Origin of the sequence: Variovorax sp. J22G73 (assembly GCF_030317035.1) — a bacterium.
Lineage (GTDB): Bacteria > Pseudomonadota > Gammaproteobacteria > Burkholderiales > Burkholderiaceae_C > Variovorax.
This window is the reverse complement of the sequence record NZ_JASZYK010000001.1, coordinates 1048102-1063117: the sequence shown is the minus strand read 5'-3', so window position 1 is coordinate 1063117 and position 15016 is coordinate 1048102. Positions and strand designations below refer to the sequence as shown.

The following is a 15016-nucleotide window of genomic DNA, read 5'->3' as shown; positions in this document are numbered from 1 at the left end:
GCCACCTTGGGCCTTTCGTTCAGCACCTGGCGCGCTGGCGGCTACGCCAACGCGGCCGTCCCGCGCCCCGCAGACCCCGCCACACTGCAGCAGTTGGCCGGACAGACCATGGGCACCACGTGGTCGCTGCGCTTCGACAACCCGCGCATGCTGCCGCTGGCGGAAGTGCGCGGCAGCGTCGAGTCGGCGCTGGCGCGCGTGGTCGCGCAGATGAGCCATTGGGAGCCCGACTCGGACATCGGCCGGTTCAACCGCGCTCCGGCCAACTCGCGTCACGTGCTGCCCGTGGAGTTCGCCACCGTGATGCGCTGCGCGGACCATTGGGCGCAAGCCAGCGATGGCGCCATTGACCCGACGGTCGGCCCGTTGGTCGCCTGTTGGGGTTTCGGCCCTGACGCAAGGAGCGACGGACTGCCCGACGCGCAAGCGCTGGCAGCCGCCCGCACACGCACCGGACGGTCCAGCCTCGAATTCGACACCGTCGAAGGCTCGCTGCTGCAGCCGGGCGGCTTCTCGCTCGATCTTTCAGGCATCGCCAAGGGGTTTGCCGTCGACCACGGCGTGGACGAGTTGCGCGCGCTCGGCCTGAGCGACCTGCTCTTCGAAATCGGCGGTGAGTTGCGCGGCGCCGGGCGCCGCCCCGGCGGCCAGCCCTGGCAAGTGCAGGTCGACAGCGGCCCGGCTGCGGCGCGGCGCGTCGCCCTTGCGGACATGGCGATCGCCACCTCGGGCGACCGCTGGCACCGGCGCTCGCACGCGGGGCGCGACTGGTCGCACACCATCGACCCGCGCACCGGCGAGCCCACCACGCACGCGCTGGCCAGCGTGACGGTGATGCACGCGGAATGCATGCACGCCGACGCCCTGGCGACCGTGTTGACGGTGCTGGGCGCGGAAGAAGGGTTCGACTTCGCGCAACGCCACGAGATTGCCGCGCTGTTCGTGAGCCATGGCGACACGGCGGCTGTGGAGCGCATCACGCGCGCCTGGCCGACGCCGGCAGGCGCATGAACGAGGCGGCGTGGCGCGCCCTGGGCGCGAGTTCCACCGTGGTGGCCTACGCGGCGCTGTGTGCGTCGGTCTATCTGCGTGAGCACAGGCGGCGAGCCGCCAGCGCGCGCGATGCCGCCGCGCTGTCCGCGGGAGGCAATGAGCCACCCGTGCTCGTGCTGTTTGCCAGCCAGACCGGCCAGGCCGAAGCCATCGCGTGGCAGACCGCGCGGCAGTTGAGCGCGGCCGGAACACCCGCGCGCGTCATGGAGCTGAATGCGCTCGATGCCGAGACGCTGGACTCGGCGAAACGCGCGCTCTTCATTGCCAGCACCTACGGCGAAGGCGATGCGCCCGACGGCGCCAGCGTGTTCGAGGAACAGGTGATGAACGCCCCGCCGGCGTTGCCCTCGCTCCGCTATGCAGTGCTGGCATTGGGCGACCGCCAGTACGCCCACTTCTGCGGCTTCGGTCGCGCGCTGGACGAGTGGCTGCTGGCGGCCGGGGCGTCGCGCGAGTTCGATCGCATCGAAGTCGACAACAGCGACCCCGCCGCATTGGCGCAGTGGCAATCCCGCTGGGGCGACGTGCCCCTCGACGACCAGGACGCCGCGGCGCCGTTCGCGCAGTGGCGCCTCGTTGCACGCGAGCTGCTCAACCCGGGCAGCGCGGGCGCCCCCGCCTTCCACCTGGGGCTGGTGCCGCAGAGCGGCGCGCTGCCGCACTGGGCGTCCGGCGACCTGGTGCAGGTCAGCGTGGCCAGCGACCCGGCGCGTCCGCGCGATTACTCGATCGCATCGGTGCACGCCGATGGCGAACTGCAGTTGCTGGTCCGCCAGGAGCAGCACCCCGACGGCACGCTGGGCGCGGCGTCGGGCCTGCTCACGTCCACGCTCGCCATCGGCGACACCGTGGGCCTGCGCATGCGTCCGCACCGCGGCTTTCGCCTGGAGGCGAACGAGGCGCGGCCGCTGATCCTCATCGGCAACGGCACCGGGCTGGCCGGCCTTCGCTCGCACCTGCGCGCCCGCGCGGCGGCGGGCAGGCACGACAACTGGCTGGTGTTCGGCGAACGCCAGGCGGCCCACGACTTTCTGTATCGCAACGAAATCGAGGCCTGGCAGGCCAGCGGCGTGCTGCGGAAGCTCGACATGGTGTTCTCGCGCGACCAGGAAGAGCGCCTGTATGTGCAGCACCGGCTGCTGCAGTCGGCCGACGCGCTGTCGCAGTGGCTGCGGAACGGCGCGGCCGTCTATGTCTGCGGGAGCTTGCAGGGCATGGCGAGCGGCGTGGACGCTGCCTTGCGGCAGGTGGCGGGCGAGGCGCTCATGCGCGAATTGGCGGCGAGCGGGCGATATCGCCGCGACGTCTATTGACCCCCCGTGACTTGCCGCTGCCCGCCGACCGCGGTGCGACACTCGCACCCCGGCCCGCGCCGGGGCTTTTTTCTTTGTGGAGTTCCTGACAAATGATGCTGCACGTGCCCGATGTGCTGAGCCCCGCCCAGGTGCGCGAGATGCGCGCGGCGCTGGACGCGACGAATTGGACCGACGGCCGCGAGACGGTGGGCGACCAGGGCGCGCAGGTCAAGCGCAATCGCCAGCTGCCCGAGCAATCGGCGGTGGGCCGCGAACTCGGCGCCGCCGTGCTGGCCGCGCTGGCCCGCAACGCGCTGTTCTTCTCAGCAGCGCTGCCGTTGCGCTTCGTGCCGCCGTTGTTCAACCGCTACGAGGGCGGCGAGCACTATGGGGTGCATGTCGACGGCGCTGTGCGCGCCCTGCCCGGCAGCGCCCAGCAGCTGCGCACCGACCTGTCGTGCACGCTCTTCTTGTGCGAGCCGGAAGACTACGAGGGCGGCGAGCTGGAGGTGATCGACACCTACGGCTCGCACGAAGTGAAGCTGCCGGCGGGCGATCTCATTCTTTATCCGGCGAGCAGCCTGCACCGCGTGCACCCGGTGACGAGCGGTGCGCGGGTGTGTTCGTTTTTCTGGCTGCAGAGCATGGTGCGCAACGACCAGCAGCGCGGGATGCTGTTCGAGCTGGACCAGAACATCCAGAAGCTGCGCGCCCGGCTGGGCGAATGCGAGGAAACCGTGGCGCTCACGGGGCACTATCACAATCTGTTGCGCCTCTGGTCGGAGGTGTGACCCGAAGAATCCACCATTGCAAACTGGTCACTTCATAGTTATTGCAAATGCGATGGATTCTTATTTATAATCGGTCACTTCCAACAGCCAGCCAACTGCCGCTTTCACCGCCATGATCGTTTGCGTCTGCCGCCGAGTGTCCGACCGCGAAATCGCACGCCACGTGCGCGCGGGCATGACTTTCGACGAAGTCCAGTTCGAGCTTGGCGTGGCCACCCAGTGTGGACAATGTGAAGGCTGTGCGCGCGATATCGTCGCGCAGTGCAGCGCTTCTCACCCGGTGGCCGCATTGAATTGCGAATCGGGCGCCAGAGCGATCCAGCTTGCCAACTCCATCAAGGAAAGCAAGGCATGGAACTCGTCTCGGCACTCGGCGGCAGCCTGATCCTGGTCGCAGGGTCGGTCTGGTGGATTTTTCGCAAGTGACGCACGCGGTACACAACGCGTCCTCGTAGCGGTTTTGCTGCAATCGGGGTACCTTGCAAGGTGCCCGCATTCGAATGGTTGATCGTGTCTGACCGCTTTGCCCCTCCCCCCTCCTTTCTCGGCCTTTCCCGCAATGTGGTCATCGCGGGCAGCGTCATCCTGTTCCATGGTGCCGCGCTCTGGGCGCTGCAGAGCGGCTTGCTTCGCCGCGCCGCCGAAGTGGTGATCCCAGTCGAAATACTGAGCCAGTTCGTCGAGCCGCCCAAGCCCAAGGAAGACCCGCCTCCGCCGCCCCCGCCCCCACCCCAGCCGAAGGTGAGCAAGGCGCCGCCGCCCCCGCGGCCCCAGGCCATTCGCGAGCCGAAGCCCACGCCCGCGCCTCAGGCGCCCGTTGGCGTGACCGAGCCGCCGCCGCCTCCCGCGCCACCGGCACCGCCCGCCCCGCCGGCGCCTCCCGCGCCGCCGCCCTCACCGCCGGCACCGCCCGCGGTGCAGCTGCCGTCGAGCAGCGCCGACTACCTTCAAAACCCGAAGGCCACCTACCCCGCCATGAGCCGCCGGCTGGGCGAACAGGGCAAGGTGATCGTGCGGGTGCTCGTCGGTGTCGACGGGCTGCCCAAGAGCGCGGAAGTCAAGAAATCCAGCGGCTTCGATCGCCTCGACGAAGCCGCGGTGGAATACATCATGAAATGCCGGTTCGTCCCCGGCAAGGTCAACGGCGTGGTGCAGGCCATGTCGTATGACGCCCCCGTCAACTACGTCCTGAACTAATTTTTCTCTGGAGCAACTTCGTATGGATTCCCAATTTGGCTTGATGAACGTCTGGAACCAGGGCGATTTCGTCACCAAGGCCGTGGCGGTGCTGTTGATCGGCATGTCGCTCGCGTCGTGGATCGTGATCATCGTCAAGGCACTCGACGTCATCCGCTACAAGCGCCTGGCCAAGCACTCGCAAGACTTCTGGCACAGCGAAGACTTCGCCACCGCGCTGAACAAGCTCGGCACCGACGACACCAACCCTTTCCGCGCGCTCGCCCTCGAAGGCCGCGAAGCCGCCGCGCACCATCGCAACACCAAGGCGCACCTGCACGACGCGCTGGACGTGAGCGACTGGATCACGCGTTCGCTGCGCAACGGCATCGACGCTTTCACGGCACGCCTGCAGACCGGCCTCGCCATCCTCGCATCGGTCGGCTCCACCGCCCCCTTCATCGGCCTGTTCGGCACGGTTTGGGGCATTTACCACGCGCTGATGAGCATCGGCTCGGCCGGCCAGGCGACCATCGACAAGGTGGCCGGCCCGATCGGCGAGGCGCTGATCATGACGGCGCTGGGCCTGGCCGTGGCCATTCCGGCGGTGCTGGGCTACAACGCGCTGGTTCGCGGCAACAAGTTCGTGCTGACCAAGCTCAATGCCTTCGCGCACGACCTGCACGCCTACTTCGTGACCGGTGCCCGCGTGCAGAGCGGCAGCGAAGCGATCGTGGTCCCGCTCAAGAAGGGCTGAGCATCATGGCTTTCGGTACACAAGACGAACCTGATGAGGTGATGAACGAGATCAACATGACGCCGCTGGTCGACGTCATGCTGGTGCTCCTGATCATCTTCATCATCACCGTGCCGGTGATGAAGCACGCGGTCAACATCGACCTGCCCCGCGCTTCCAGCGAGCCCGAGCAGCCCAAGCCGCAGAACATCCTGTTCAGCGTGACGGCCGACGGCGCCTACTACTGGAACGAAGAAAAGATCGACGACAGCGTGCTGCCTGCCCGCCTGGCCGCCGAAGCCGCCAAGGAACCGCAGCCCGAGCTGCACATCCGCGGCGACAAGGCCGTGCGCTACGAGCGCGTGGCCAAGGCCATGTCGGAAGCCCGAGAGGCCGGCGTGCGCAAGATCGGCTTCATCACCGAGCCCGATACGAAGTGACCTGAAAAACGCAATGAAAAAAAGTTGATCGACGCGATTGACTTTTTATTGCGAATCATTATCATTCAGTCATCGCTTCGATAAGGGAACTCCAGATGCCAGCCACTCCGAATGCCTTTTCTGTTCTGAACCATCCTTCGCTCGACCAATCGGGTGGCGGCCATGCGTCCATCCAGGCAGCGCTTCCGGCGCCCATGGTCGAAAGCACGGAGCTTCTCAAGGGAAGCAAGACCGTGGGCATCATGCACAACGGTTCCCTCTATCGGCTCCAGGCCACCAAACTCGGCAAGCTGATCCTGACCAAGTAAGGTCGTCAGCGCGCCCCTCGCGCAAGTTTCATCGTGGGGCGACTCAAGGAGATTCATCTCCGAAGGGTCGTTTTTTGCTAGCCAACGGTTCGCCGACTAGCCAAGCTTTTTTTCACGCTGAAGCATCCGAAAAAGAAAACGCCGACCTCGAAGTCGGCGTTTTGCTTTGTGAGGAACGAAACGATCAGAGGCCGAGCGCAGCGATACCGGCCTTGGCGATCTGCGCGTCTTCGTTCGACTTCACACCGCTCACGCCCACCGCGCCGATCACGTGGCCGTCCTTCACGATCGGCACGCCGCCTTCGAGCAGGCCCTGCACTTCAGGTGCCGTCAGGAACGCGGTGCGGCCGCCGTTGATGATGTCTTCGTAGACCTTGCTTTCGCGGCGGCCCATGGCGGCCGTGTGGGCCTTGGCGGGGGCGATGTGCGAAGACAGCGCTGCGGCGCCGTCCAGGCGTTGCAGCCAGAGCAGGTTGCCGGCGTCGTCCGAAATGGCGATGGTCACCGCCCAGTTGTTCTTGAGGGCCTCGGCTTCGGCGGCGGCGGCAACGGCCTTGACATCGGCGAGTTCGAGGAAGGATTTGGTCTTCATGGTGTGCTCAGGTTGCGTAAAACCCGACAGCATAACGGCCACGCCGCCAGCAGTGCCTTCGGGCCGGTGCCAAGCTCCGGAACGTCGGGCGTACGGTCTTTTTCGAACCTGCCCTTGCAGGCCCCTAGAATGCGCCCCAACTGCGTCAGCAGCAACCACAGGAGCTCCGGCCATGACCGACCGCGTTACCACCCTAGACACCTCCACCAGCTACGGCCAGCCGCTGGCCCAGGCCGAACGCCAACGCGTGCTGCGCAACACCTACTGGCTGCTGGCACTGAGCCTGCTTCCCACCGTGCTGGGCGCCTGGGTCGGGGTCAGCACCGGGATCACGCGCTCGCTGACCGGCGGGCTCGGCCTCATCGTGTTCATGGGCGGCGCATTCGGCTTCATGTTCGCCATCGAGAAGACCAAGAACTCCGCCGCCGGCGTGCCGGTGCTGCTGGGCTTCACCTTCTTCATGGGCCTGATGCTCTCGCGGCTGATCGCGATGGTGCTGGGCTTCAAGAACGGCTCCGAACTCATCATGACGGCCTTCGGCGGCACCGCCGGCGTGTTCTTCGTGATGGCCTCGCTGGCCACCGTCATCAAGCGCGACCTGTCGGGCATGGGCAAGTTCCTGTTCGTCGGCGCGATGGTGCTGATGTTCGGCGCCATCATCAACGTGTTCGTGGGTTCGAGCACCGGCATGCTGGTCATCTCGGTGGCGGCCATCGGCATCTTCTCGGCCTACATGCTCTATGACCTGAAGCAGATCATGGACGGCGGCGAAACCAACTACATCACCGCCACGCTCGCGCTGTACCTCGACCTGTTCAACGTGTTCCAGAGCCTGCTTGCGCTGTTGGGCATCTTCGGCGGCGAGCGCGACTGACGAGCCAACCGCACTTCCACAAAAAAGGCCCTTTCGGGCCTTTTTCATTCCAGCTCGAAAACCGCTATCGACTCCACGTGCGCCGTGTGCGGGAACATGTTGACCACCCCCGCGAAGGTGCAGCGGTAGCCCGCCTGGTGCACCAGCAGGCCGGCATCGCGCGCCAGCGTCGAGGGGTTGCAGCTCACGTACACGATGCGCTTCGGCGGCGTCCAGCCGTCGGTGCGCAGCTCGGGCTGCTGGTGCAGGTCGGCCATGGCCTTGGCAAGCGCGAAAGCGCCTTCGCGCGGCGGGTCGACCAGCCACTTGTCCGCGCTGCCGTCGGCCACCAGCATGGCCGGCGTCATGTCGAACAGGTTGCGCGCCACGAAAGTGGCGGGCGACAACGCGCGGCGGGCGGACGTCGCGGGCTGGTTGCGCTGGAAGTTGTCGGTCGCGCGGGCAACGAGCGTGTCGCTGCCTTCGATGCCCAGCACCTCGCGGCCCCGGCTTGCCAGCGGCAGGGTGAAGTTGCCCAGCCCGCAGAACCAGTCGATCACACGCTCGTGCGATTGCACGTCGAGCAGGCGCAGCGCCTTGCCGACCAGCGCCCGGTTGATGTGCGGATTGACCTGCGTGAAATCGGTGGGCTTGAACGGCATCGTGACGCCGAATTCAGGCAGCCGATACGCCAGCGGCGTGCCGCCCTCTTCCAGCAGCTTCACGGTGTCCGGGCCCTTGGCCTGCAGCCACCATTGCACGCCTTCGTTCTGCGCGGCAAATGCCTTCAGTCGGTCGATGTCGCCGCGTGACAGCGGCTCGAGGTGCCGCAACACCAGCGCGATCGTGCCCAGCCGCGTGGAGTCGGGCGCGTCGCCGCAGGCCAGCTCGATCTGCGGGCAGGTCTCGCGCGCATCCATGGAGCCGATCAGCGCGCGCAGCGGCATCAGCATGTCGCTGACCTGCTTGGGCAACACCGGGCACACCTGCATGTCGGCCAGGTAGCGGCTCTTGCGCTCGTGAAAGCCGATCAGCACCGTGCCCTTCTTGACCACGTGGCGCACCGAGAGCCGTGCGCGGTAGCGGTAGTGCCAGGCCGGCCCTTCGAGCGGGCGCAGCAGGTTCTCGGGGCGCACCTTGCCCAGGTGCCACAGGTTGTCTTCGAGCGCACGCTGCTTCACGGCAACCTGGGCGGCAGGGTCCAGGTGCTGCATCTTGCAGCCGCCGCAGGCGCCGGTGTGCAGGCCGAAGTGCGGGCAGCCGGGACGCACGCGCTGCGACGATTCGCGGCGAATGGTCGTGACCGTGCCCTGCTCCCAGTTGTTCTTGCGGCGGTGCACGTTGAACTGCACTTCCTCGAAGGGCAACGCGCCTTCAATGAACACGACCATGCCGTCGGCCTTGTGGGCCACGCCCTGTGCGTCGAGGTCGAGCGACTCGACCTGCAACCACTCTTCACCAGGATTCGCAGGAAGGCTCGCTGCGACTTTCACGGAGGCTTTCGCGGGGACTGTCGGGGGGAATTGGTTTTCTTCGATGGGTTCCGTCATCCCCCGATTGTCTCAGCGTGCGCGAACCCTCTAGAACAGCGCGTCCCGCCCGACGCCCGAGCGGGCCAGCTGACGGCGCATCTTGGCCAGCGCTTCGTTCTGGATCTGCCGGATGCGCTCGCGCGTAAGCCCCAGCCGCACGCTCAGCACCTCGAGCGTCTCGGGCTCGCGGTCGTGCAGCCCGTAGCGGCCCTCCAGCACCTCGCGCTCGCGCGCATCGAGGGCGTGCACCCATTGGTCGAGCAGGCGCTCGACCTCGTGGGTGTGAGTCACATCGGTCGGGCTGGCCTGCGCGTCCTCCGAGGCCACGGTGTCGGCCAGCGTGAAGCCTTCGTCGCCGCGCGCGTCGCCCGCGTCCAGCGAGCGCGGCGCCTCGGACAGCGCGAGCAAATCGGACACCGATTGCACGTCGCGCCCAAGCAGCGCAGCAATGTCCTCCACGCGAACGCCGTCGGGCCGCTGCGCCACGAACTCCGCATCGCCTTCCAGCGTGCGGCGCGCGCGCAGCACTTGCTGCAGCTCGCGCACCACATGCACCGGCAGGCGGATGGCACGCGCCTGCGTCATGAGCGCGCGCTCGACCGACTGGCGGATCCACCACGTCGCGTAGGTTGAAAACCGGAAGCCGCGCTCAGGCTCGAACTTGCCGATGGCGTGCATCAAGCCGAGGTTGCCCTCCTCGATGAGGTCAGACAGCGGCACGCCCCGGCCGAGGTAGCTCTTGGCGATGTTCACGACGAGCCGCAGGTTGTGCTCGATCATCGATTGCCGCGCGGCGAAGTCGCCGGCGCGCGCGGCGCAGGCGGCCTGGTATTCCTCGGCGGGCGTGAAGAGCTCGGTGCGCCGGACCTGGCGCAGATAGACGGTGAGTGCGTCGGCGCCCTCGCCACCGGGCGCCTCGCTCAGCGCGCTACGGGGTGCGGCGCTGTCGCTTGCAGAAGCGTCTGGCGTTCCGTCGGAAGCAGCCGTGGGCTCCTCGGGAACGTCTTTCAGGCTGCCCTTGCCCGCCGACCCGCGCACAGGCTGTGTGCGACGGGGGCGGGAGGCAGCCATGGCATCACCGATTCGGCAGGTAGCGAGAAGGATCGACGGGCTTGCCCTGGCGGCGGATCTCGAAATGCAGCTTGACGCGGTCGGCGTCGCTGTTGCCCATCTCGGCGATCTTCTGGCCCTTCTGAACCGACTGGTCTTCCTTCACGAGCAGCGTCTGGTTGTGCGCATATGCCGTGAGGTAGGTGTTGTTGTGCTTCAGGATGATCAGGTTGCCATAGCCGCGCAGGCCGGCTCCTGCATAGACCACGCGACCATCTGCGGCGGCCAGCACGGGGTCGCCCGCCTTGCCGCTGATGTCGTAGCCCTTGTTCTTGGCTTCGTCGAAGCCGGCGATCAGCGAACCGCTCGCAGGCCAGATCCAGCCAAGGTCTTCGTCACCCGAGTTGCCGCTGCTGCCGGGTGCCGACGGCGATGCTGTGACAGGCGTGGGCGGCTTGGCCGCGCTGGCCGGTGCCGTAGGCACAAGGGCCGGCGGCGGCGTCACGGGCTTGGTGGTCGCGCCTTCAGAAGAAGATGACGCGCTGGCCGGCGGGGCCGAGGCCACGGCCGTTCCGGTCGGCGGAATCACGCGCAGCACCTGGCCGACTTCGATGAGGTCGGGGTTCTCGATGTTGTTCCAGCGAACGATGTCCTGCCAGCGCTGGCCGGTGTCCGCACCGATGCGGCGGATGCTGTCGCCGGGACGCACGGCGTAGTAGCCGGGCTTGCCATAGTTTTCGATCCCTGCCAGCGGCCTGCCGTTGGCGTCGGTAGTGATGGGAGGGCCGCCGGGCACTGTCGCGCTCGGTGCGCGCGTCATGGTGCCGCGGTCTTCGACCGGCGCCGGCCCACGCGGTGTGGAACAGCCCGCGATCACGAGCACAAAGGCCAACGTGACGCCAGCGAACCAACTCCGATTGCCAAAACCCTGCATTTGTTATTCCTTCAAGCGATGCCTGATTTTAGGGGGACAAAGTGAACCGCCTCAAGAATGAGCCGCTCCAGTCCACGGGGGGTCTTGTCGATGACGACAAGGGCCTGGCCACCGCTGGCGGAATGCGTCGGCGCCACGATGCGGCCCCCCACCGCGAGCTGGTCGATCCAGGCTTGCGGCACCGCCTCGCCGCCCGCGGCCGCGATGATGCCGGCGTAGGGAGCGCCCTTGGCGTAGCCGATCATTCCGTCGCCCAAGATCAGGTGCACGGTGGCCAGCCTGAAGGGGCGAAGGTTCAGGCGCGCGCGCTCGTGAAGGCCGCGCAGGCGCTCGATGCTGTACACCTCGGTCGCCACGTGGTTCAGCACGGCGGCCTGGTAGCCGCAGCCGGTGCCGATCTCCAGCACGCGCCCGAGCTTGTCCTGCGGTTTGCCGGCCAGCGCGGGCGCGCCCAGCAGTAACTCGATCATGCGGGCCACCACGCTCGGTTTGGAGATGGTCTGCCCGAGCCCGATCGGCAGGCTGGTGTCTTCGTACGCCTGGTTGACCAGCGCGCTGTCGACGAAGCCATGGCGCTCCACGGCCCCCATCGCGCGCAGCACGCGCGGATCGGAAATGCCTTGCGCCGCGAGCTTTTGCACCATGCGCGTACGAACGGCGGCGGACGCCATCGAGGGCGTGGACGGCACCATGGGCTTGACCGGCACGGCAGGCATGCGCCCGCGCGTGGCGGCGGAAGCGGTGGGTGTCAGGCGAACAGGAAAACTGGGCCGTTGCGTGGCCATGTCAGTTGCCGAGACGGGCCACCGTCTCGCGCCATTGGCCGAGGTTGGCGTGGTCGGTCAGGTCGATCTGCAGCGGCGTCAACGCAATGTGGCCGGCGGCCGTGGCGTGGAAGTCGGTGCCCTCCCCGCTGTCCTTGGCGCCGCCGGCACCGGCGATCCAGTACATGGTCTCGCCGCGCGGGCTGTCCTGCGTGATCACTTTTTCTGCCGCGTGGCGGCGGCCGAGCCGGCAGACCTTCACGGGCTTCAGTTCGTCGAACGGTTTGTTCGGCACGTTCACGTTGAGCAGGAAGGCATCGCCCTCGAGCATGCGTTCGCGCTCGATCTGCTGCACCAGGCGCCGCGCCACTTGCGCAGCCGCGTCCACGTGGGCCCAGCCTTTTTCGATCTGCGAGAACGCGATGGCCGGAATGCCGAACAGGTAGGCCTCCATGGCCGCGCCGACGGTGCCTGAATAGATGGTGTCGTCGCCCATGTTCGCGCCGTTGTTGATGCCGGACACCACCAGGTCGGGCTGGTAGTCGAGCAGGCCCTTGAGCGCGATGTGCACGCAATCGGCCGGCGTGCCGGTCACGTAGCGAAAGCCGTTGTGCGCTTCGCGAACGTACAGCGGAGCGGCCAGGGTCAGCGCATTCGACTTGGCGCTGTTGTTGTGCTCGGGAGCAATCACCTCGACATCGGCGATGTCCCTGAGCGCGTCGTGCAGTGCGACGATGCCCGGCGCCTGAAAGCCATCGTCGTTGGAAATGAGTATCTTCATGGTGTCCTGGAGTCGCTCGGATTGTAGGCGTCGGGTGCGTCGCAGCAGGGACAAGCCCACCCCGGTGCGCCGCCTATCATCCCCCGCATTCATTGCCCCCACCTGACTCATTCGAAGGAGACTCCAGCATGCACGCATGGCTTTGCGAAAACCCCACCGGCGTCGACGCGCTGACCTGGAAGGAACTGCCGACACCCACGCCGGGGCCGGGCCAGGTGCTGATCGAAATCAAGGCGGCGAGCCTTAATTTTCCCGATCTGCTGATCGTGCAGAACAAATACCAGATGAAGCCGCCGCTGCCCTTCGTGCCGGGCTCTGAATACGCAGGCGTCATCCAGGCGGTGGGCGAAGGCGTCACGCACCTGAAGGTCGGCCAGAACGTGGCCTGCCTGTCGGGCACCGGCGGCTTCGGCACGCACACGCTGGCCCCCGCGGCGCTGTGCATGCCGCTGCCCGAGGGTTTCGGCCATGTCGACGCGGCCGCGTTCATCATGATCTACGCCACCTCGTGGCACGCCTTGATGGACCGCGCACAGCTCAAACCGGGCGAGACCGTGCTGGTGCTCGGCGCGGCAGGTGGCGTGGGCACGGCCGCCATCCAGATTGCCAAGGCCGCGGGCGCCAAGGTGATTGCGGCGGCATCGACCGACGAGAAATGCGAACTGTGCCGCTCCATTGGCGCCGACGCGACGATCAACTACACCACGCACGCGCTTCCCAATGGATTTCGTGACGCCGTGAAGGCCGCGACCGACGGCAAAGGCCCCGATGTCATTTACGACCCTGTCGGTGGTGATTTTGCGGAACCGGCCTTTCGCTCGATCGGATGGCGCGGTCGCTATTTGGTGGTGGGTTTTGCGTCCGGCCCCATTCCGTCGCTGCCATTGAATCTGACGCTGCTGAAAGGCGCTTCTCTCGTGGGTGTGTTCTGGGGCGATTTCGCTCGGCGCGAACCCAAGGCTAATGCACAGATGATGGCCGAATTGGCCCAGTGGTACGGCCAGGGAAAGATCAAGCCGGTGATCGACAGCACGATGCCGATGGCCGAATTGAAGGCCGCCTACGCGCACATGGGGTCGCGCGGCGTCAAGGGAAAACTCGTGATGGTGAACTGAGTTCGCTGCGGCCTGCCGGCACGCCAATAAAAAAGCCCGCATGCGCGGGCTTTTTTATTGGGCAGTTGCCCAGGACTCCAACAGGCACTTACTTGATCTCGTAATCAGAAAGCGACTTGCCGGCGGCCAATGCCTCGGTCACCCAGCGCGGCTTGCGGCCACGGCCACCGGACCAGGTTTCGCCCGTCGGGCCGCGGTATTTGGCGGCAGCCTTGGCCGGCGCGGTGCCCGCGGCGCGCTTCACAGCACTCACGCGACCGGTCAGCTTCAGGTCGGAGGCCGTCAATCCGTATTCGGCAATCTTCTTGCGCAACTCTTCGATCACGCCGGCGCGCTCATGGTTGCGCAGGTCTTCGGCCTGCTTGCGCAATTGCGCAATCTGCTCGTCATGCTTCTTGATCTGGGAATTGATATCGGCGAGTGTCGAAGCCATTGATGGACTCCAGAAATTGAAAACGAGCGGATTTTAATTCAGTTTACTTTTGCCGCAAGCCTTTATCCGAGCGAAAAAATTGAATTCGCATTGCGTTGATGCAACAACTCGCAACACGCGCGCACCACTTTGGGCGCTTATAGGAGAGGGAAAGGAGATCGATCGGAGTGCGCTGGTAGAAAACGGCGGTCCGGAAATGACAACGCCGGGGCAAGCCCGGCGGTGCAACTCTTTGCATGCTATTGAGCAATAGCGCTAAAGAGATATTTTTTGGGGTGGCTGATGGGACTCGAACCCACGACGACCAGAATCACAATCTGGGACTCTACCAGCTGAGCTACAGCCACCGTAGAGCCTCTGATTGTAGCGTCAAAAATCGCGCTTTTCACTACTCAATGAAAAAGACGCTGCTTGAACGCCACATCAGCCCGCCGCCAACGGTCCGCTCGGTACTGCCGCGCCCTCCTGGATCTTGACCGTGCCGTCGGGCCGCTCGTGCGTGCCGATCAGCAATCCGCTGGCGATCGCATGCGCATTCAGCGCCTCGACGACCTCGTCGCGCCCCGGCGCTTCAGAAAATTCCGGAGCCACCGCCAGCGCAAACACCTGGAACGCATACCGGTGCACGCCGTGCCCCGGCGGCGGATCGGGCGGCAGCCAAGCCGACTGCAGCGCCGAGTTGCGACCGACCTGCACACCCAACCCATCGTTCCCCTCGCTCGGAATAGCCGCCTCGGCCAACGACCCGTCGCCGACCGGCAAGCCCACCACGATGGCATGCACCAGCGGATTGGGCGTGGGCGAATCAGCGTCCTCCACGATCAACACCACCGACGCCGTGCCTGACGGCAGCCCCGTCCACTGCAACGGCGGCGAAACCCCCTCTCCATCAGGCGCATCGGCAGTGAAGCGAGGCTGCAGCGGCCCATGATCGACGAACGCGACGCTGCTCAGTGCAATCGACGCCATTCCCTCGCGCATGCCGAGGGTGTTGAAAACAATGTTGTCGAGACCGGCGCGCACGCCGTGCAACGCGTGGCCGATGACATCAGGGAGTTTTTCGAGCATAGGCAACGGTGTACCTTGCCGACCAGAACGCGGCTGTAGGACGCCGCGCAGGTCCGCGTCACGACAGCAAGCCAAAATTCCACGCCCTCGAAATT

18 protein-coding genes and 1 tRNA gene are annotated in these 15016 nt (G+C 66.2%); 10 read left to right on the top strand and 9 right to left on the bottom strand.

Going from position 1 to position 15016, the window contains the following annotated elements; translation table 11 throughout:
• The first annotated feature begins 6 nt into the window (after window positions 1–6).
• The 8 genes from QTI51_RS04990 (at window position 7) to hemP (ending at window position 5799) form a co-directional block, all read left to right on the top strand.
• Complete coding sequence (locus tag QTI51_RS04990; protein WP_116907933.1) at window positions 7–1011, top strand: FAD:protein FMN transferase; 1005 nt, start codon at window positions 7–9, stop codon at window positions 1009–1011.
• Window positions 1008–2366 (top strand): sulfite reductase subunit alpha, encoded by a 1359-nt coding sequence (locus QTI51_RS04985; protein ID WP_286512561.1) that lies wholly within the window; start codon window positions 1008–1010, stop codon window positions 2364–2366. The genes QTI51_RS04990 and QTI51_RS04985 overlap by 4 nt, the downstream gene beginning before the upstream one ends.
• 92 nt (window positions 2367–2458) lie before the next feature.
• Window positions 2459–3139, top strand: a complete 681-nt coding sequence (locus tag QTI51_RS04980; RefSeq protein WP_116907935.1) for a Fe2+-dependent dioxygenase — start codon at window positions 2459–2461, stop codon at window positions 3137–3139.
• A gap of 112 nt (window positions 3140–3251) precedes the next feature.
• Window positions 3252–3524, top strand: coding sequence for a (2Fe-2S)-binding protein (locus QTI51_RS04975; RefSeq protein ID WP_116907936.1), 273 nt, complete (start codon window positions 3252–3254; stop codon window positions 3522–3524).
• A 122-nt stretch (window positions 3525–3646) separates the two neighbouring features.
• Window positions 3647–4336, top strand: coding sequence for an energy transducer TonB (locus tag QTI51_RS04970; RefSeq protein ID WP_503011481.1), 690 nt, complete (start codon window positions 3647–3649; stop codon window positions 4334–4336).
• Between the two features lie 22 nt (window positions 4337–4358).
• Complete coding sequence (locus QTI51_RS04965; protein ID WP_116907938.1) at window positions 4359–5072, top strand: MotA/TolQ/ExbB proton channel family protein; 714 nt, start codon at window positions 4359–4361, stop codon at window positions 5070–5072.
• Window positions 5073–5077: 5 nt separating this feature from the next.
• Window positions 5078–5491 (top strand): ExbD/TolR family protein, encoded by a 414-nt coding sequence (locus tag QTI51_RS04960; protein WP_116907939.1) that lies wholly within the window; start codon window positions 5078–5080, stop codon window positions 5489–5491.
• A 95-nt stretch (window positions 5492–5586) separates the two neighbouring features.
• On the top strand, window positions 5587–5799 hold the full coding sequence (gene hemP / locus QTI51_RS04955) for a hemin uptake protein HemP (RefSeq protein ID WP_116907940.1): 213 nt from the start codon (window positions 5587–5589) through the stop codon (window positions 5797–5799).
• 184 nt (window positions 5800–5983) lie between these two features.
• On the opposite strand, the gene QTI51_RS04950 is transcribed toward hemP, so the two are convergent.
• Complete coding sequence (locus tag QTI51_RS04950) at window positions 5984–6391, bottom strand: GlcG/HbpS family heme-binding protein (RefSeq protein ID WP_007830736.1); 408 nt, start codon at window positions 6389–6391, stop codon at window positions 5984–5986.
• Between the two features lie 172 nt (window positions 6392–6563).
• On the opposite strand from QTI51_RS04950, the gene QTI51_RS04945 reads away from it, so the two are divergent.
• A complete protein-coding gene (locus tag QTI51_RS04945; RefSeq protein ID WP_116907941.1) occupies window positions 6564–7265 on the top strand; it encodes a Bax inhibitor-1/YccA family protein in 702 nt (233 codons plus the stop codon).
• 44 nt (window positions 7266–7309) lie between these two features.
• On the opposite strand, the gene rlmD is transcribed toward QTI51_RS04945, so the two are convergent.
• Genes rlmD through surE form a run of 5 tightly spaced genes read right to left on the bottom strand, consistent with a single transcriptional unit; the run spans window position 7310 to window position 12305 of the window.
• A complete protein-coding gene (gene rlmD / locus QTI51_RS04940; RefSeq protein WP_116907942.1) occupies window positions 7310–8794 on the bottom strand; it encodes a 23S rRNA (uracil(1939)-C(5))-methyltransferase RlmD in 1485 nt (494 codons plus the stop codon).
• A 30-nt stretch (window positions 8795–8824) separates the two neighbouring features.
• Window positions 8825–9847 (bottom strand): sigma-70 family RNA polymerase sigma factor, encoded by a 1023-nt coding sequence (locus QTI51_RS04935; protein WP_116907943.1) that lies wholly within the window; start codon window positions 9845–9847, stop codon window positions 8825–8827.
• Window positions 9848–9851: 4 nt separating this feature from the next.
• On the bottom strand, window positions 9852–10760 hold the full coding sequence (locus QTI51_RS04930; protein WP_116907944.1) for a peptidoglycan DD-metalloendopeptidase family protein: 909 nt from the start codon (window positions 10758–10760) through the stop codon (window positions 9852–9854).
• An 11-nt stretch (window positions 10761–10771) separates the two neighbouring features.
• Entirely contained in the window at window positions 10772–11545 is a 774-nt protein-coding gene (locus QTI51_RS04925; protein WP_116907945.1) for a protein-L-isoaspartate(D-aspartate) O-methyltransferase, read from the bottom strand.
• A gap of 1 nt (window position 11546) precedes the next feature.
• Complete coding sequence (surE, locus tag QTI51_RS04920) at window positions 11547–12305, bottom strand: 5'/3'-nucleotidase SurE (RefSeq protein WP_116907946.1); 759 nt, start codon at window positions 12303–12305, stop codon at window positions 11547–11549.
• A 128-nt stretch (window positions 12306–12433) separates the two neighbouring features.
• Here surE and QTI51_RS04915 point away from each other — a divergent pair, with 128 nt between their 5' ends.
• A complete protein-coding gene (locus QTI51_RS04915; protein WP_116907947.1) occupies window positions 12434–13420 on the top strand; it encodes an NADPH:quinone oxidoreductase family protein in 987 nt (328 codons plus the stop codon).
• 88 nt (window positions 13421–13508) lie between these two features.
• Here the strand turns inward: QTI51_RS04915 and QTI51_RS04910 are convergent, their stop codons facing one another.
• From QTI51_RS04910 to QTI51_RS04900, 3 genes are all read right to left on the bottom strand, one after another.
• The gene (locus QTI51_RS04910; protein ID WP_116907948.1) at window positions 13509–13853 is read right to left on the bottom strand and encodes an H-NS histone family protein; all 345 of its coding nucleotides are present in this window, start codon (window positions 13851–13853) and stop codon (window positions 13509–13511) included.
• 271 nt (window positions 13854–14124) lie between these two features.
• Window positions 14125–14200 (bottom strand) — tRNA-His (locus QTI51_RS04905).
• Window positions 14201–14276: 76 nt separating this feature from the next.
• Window positions 14277–14921, bottom strand: coding sequence for a YbhB/YbcL family Raf kinase inhibitor-like protein (locus QTI51_RS04900; protein WP_116907949.1), 645 nt, complete (start codon window positions 14919–14921; stop codon window positions 14277–14279).
• Between the last annotated feature and the right edge of the window lie 95 nt (window positions 14922–15016).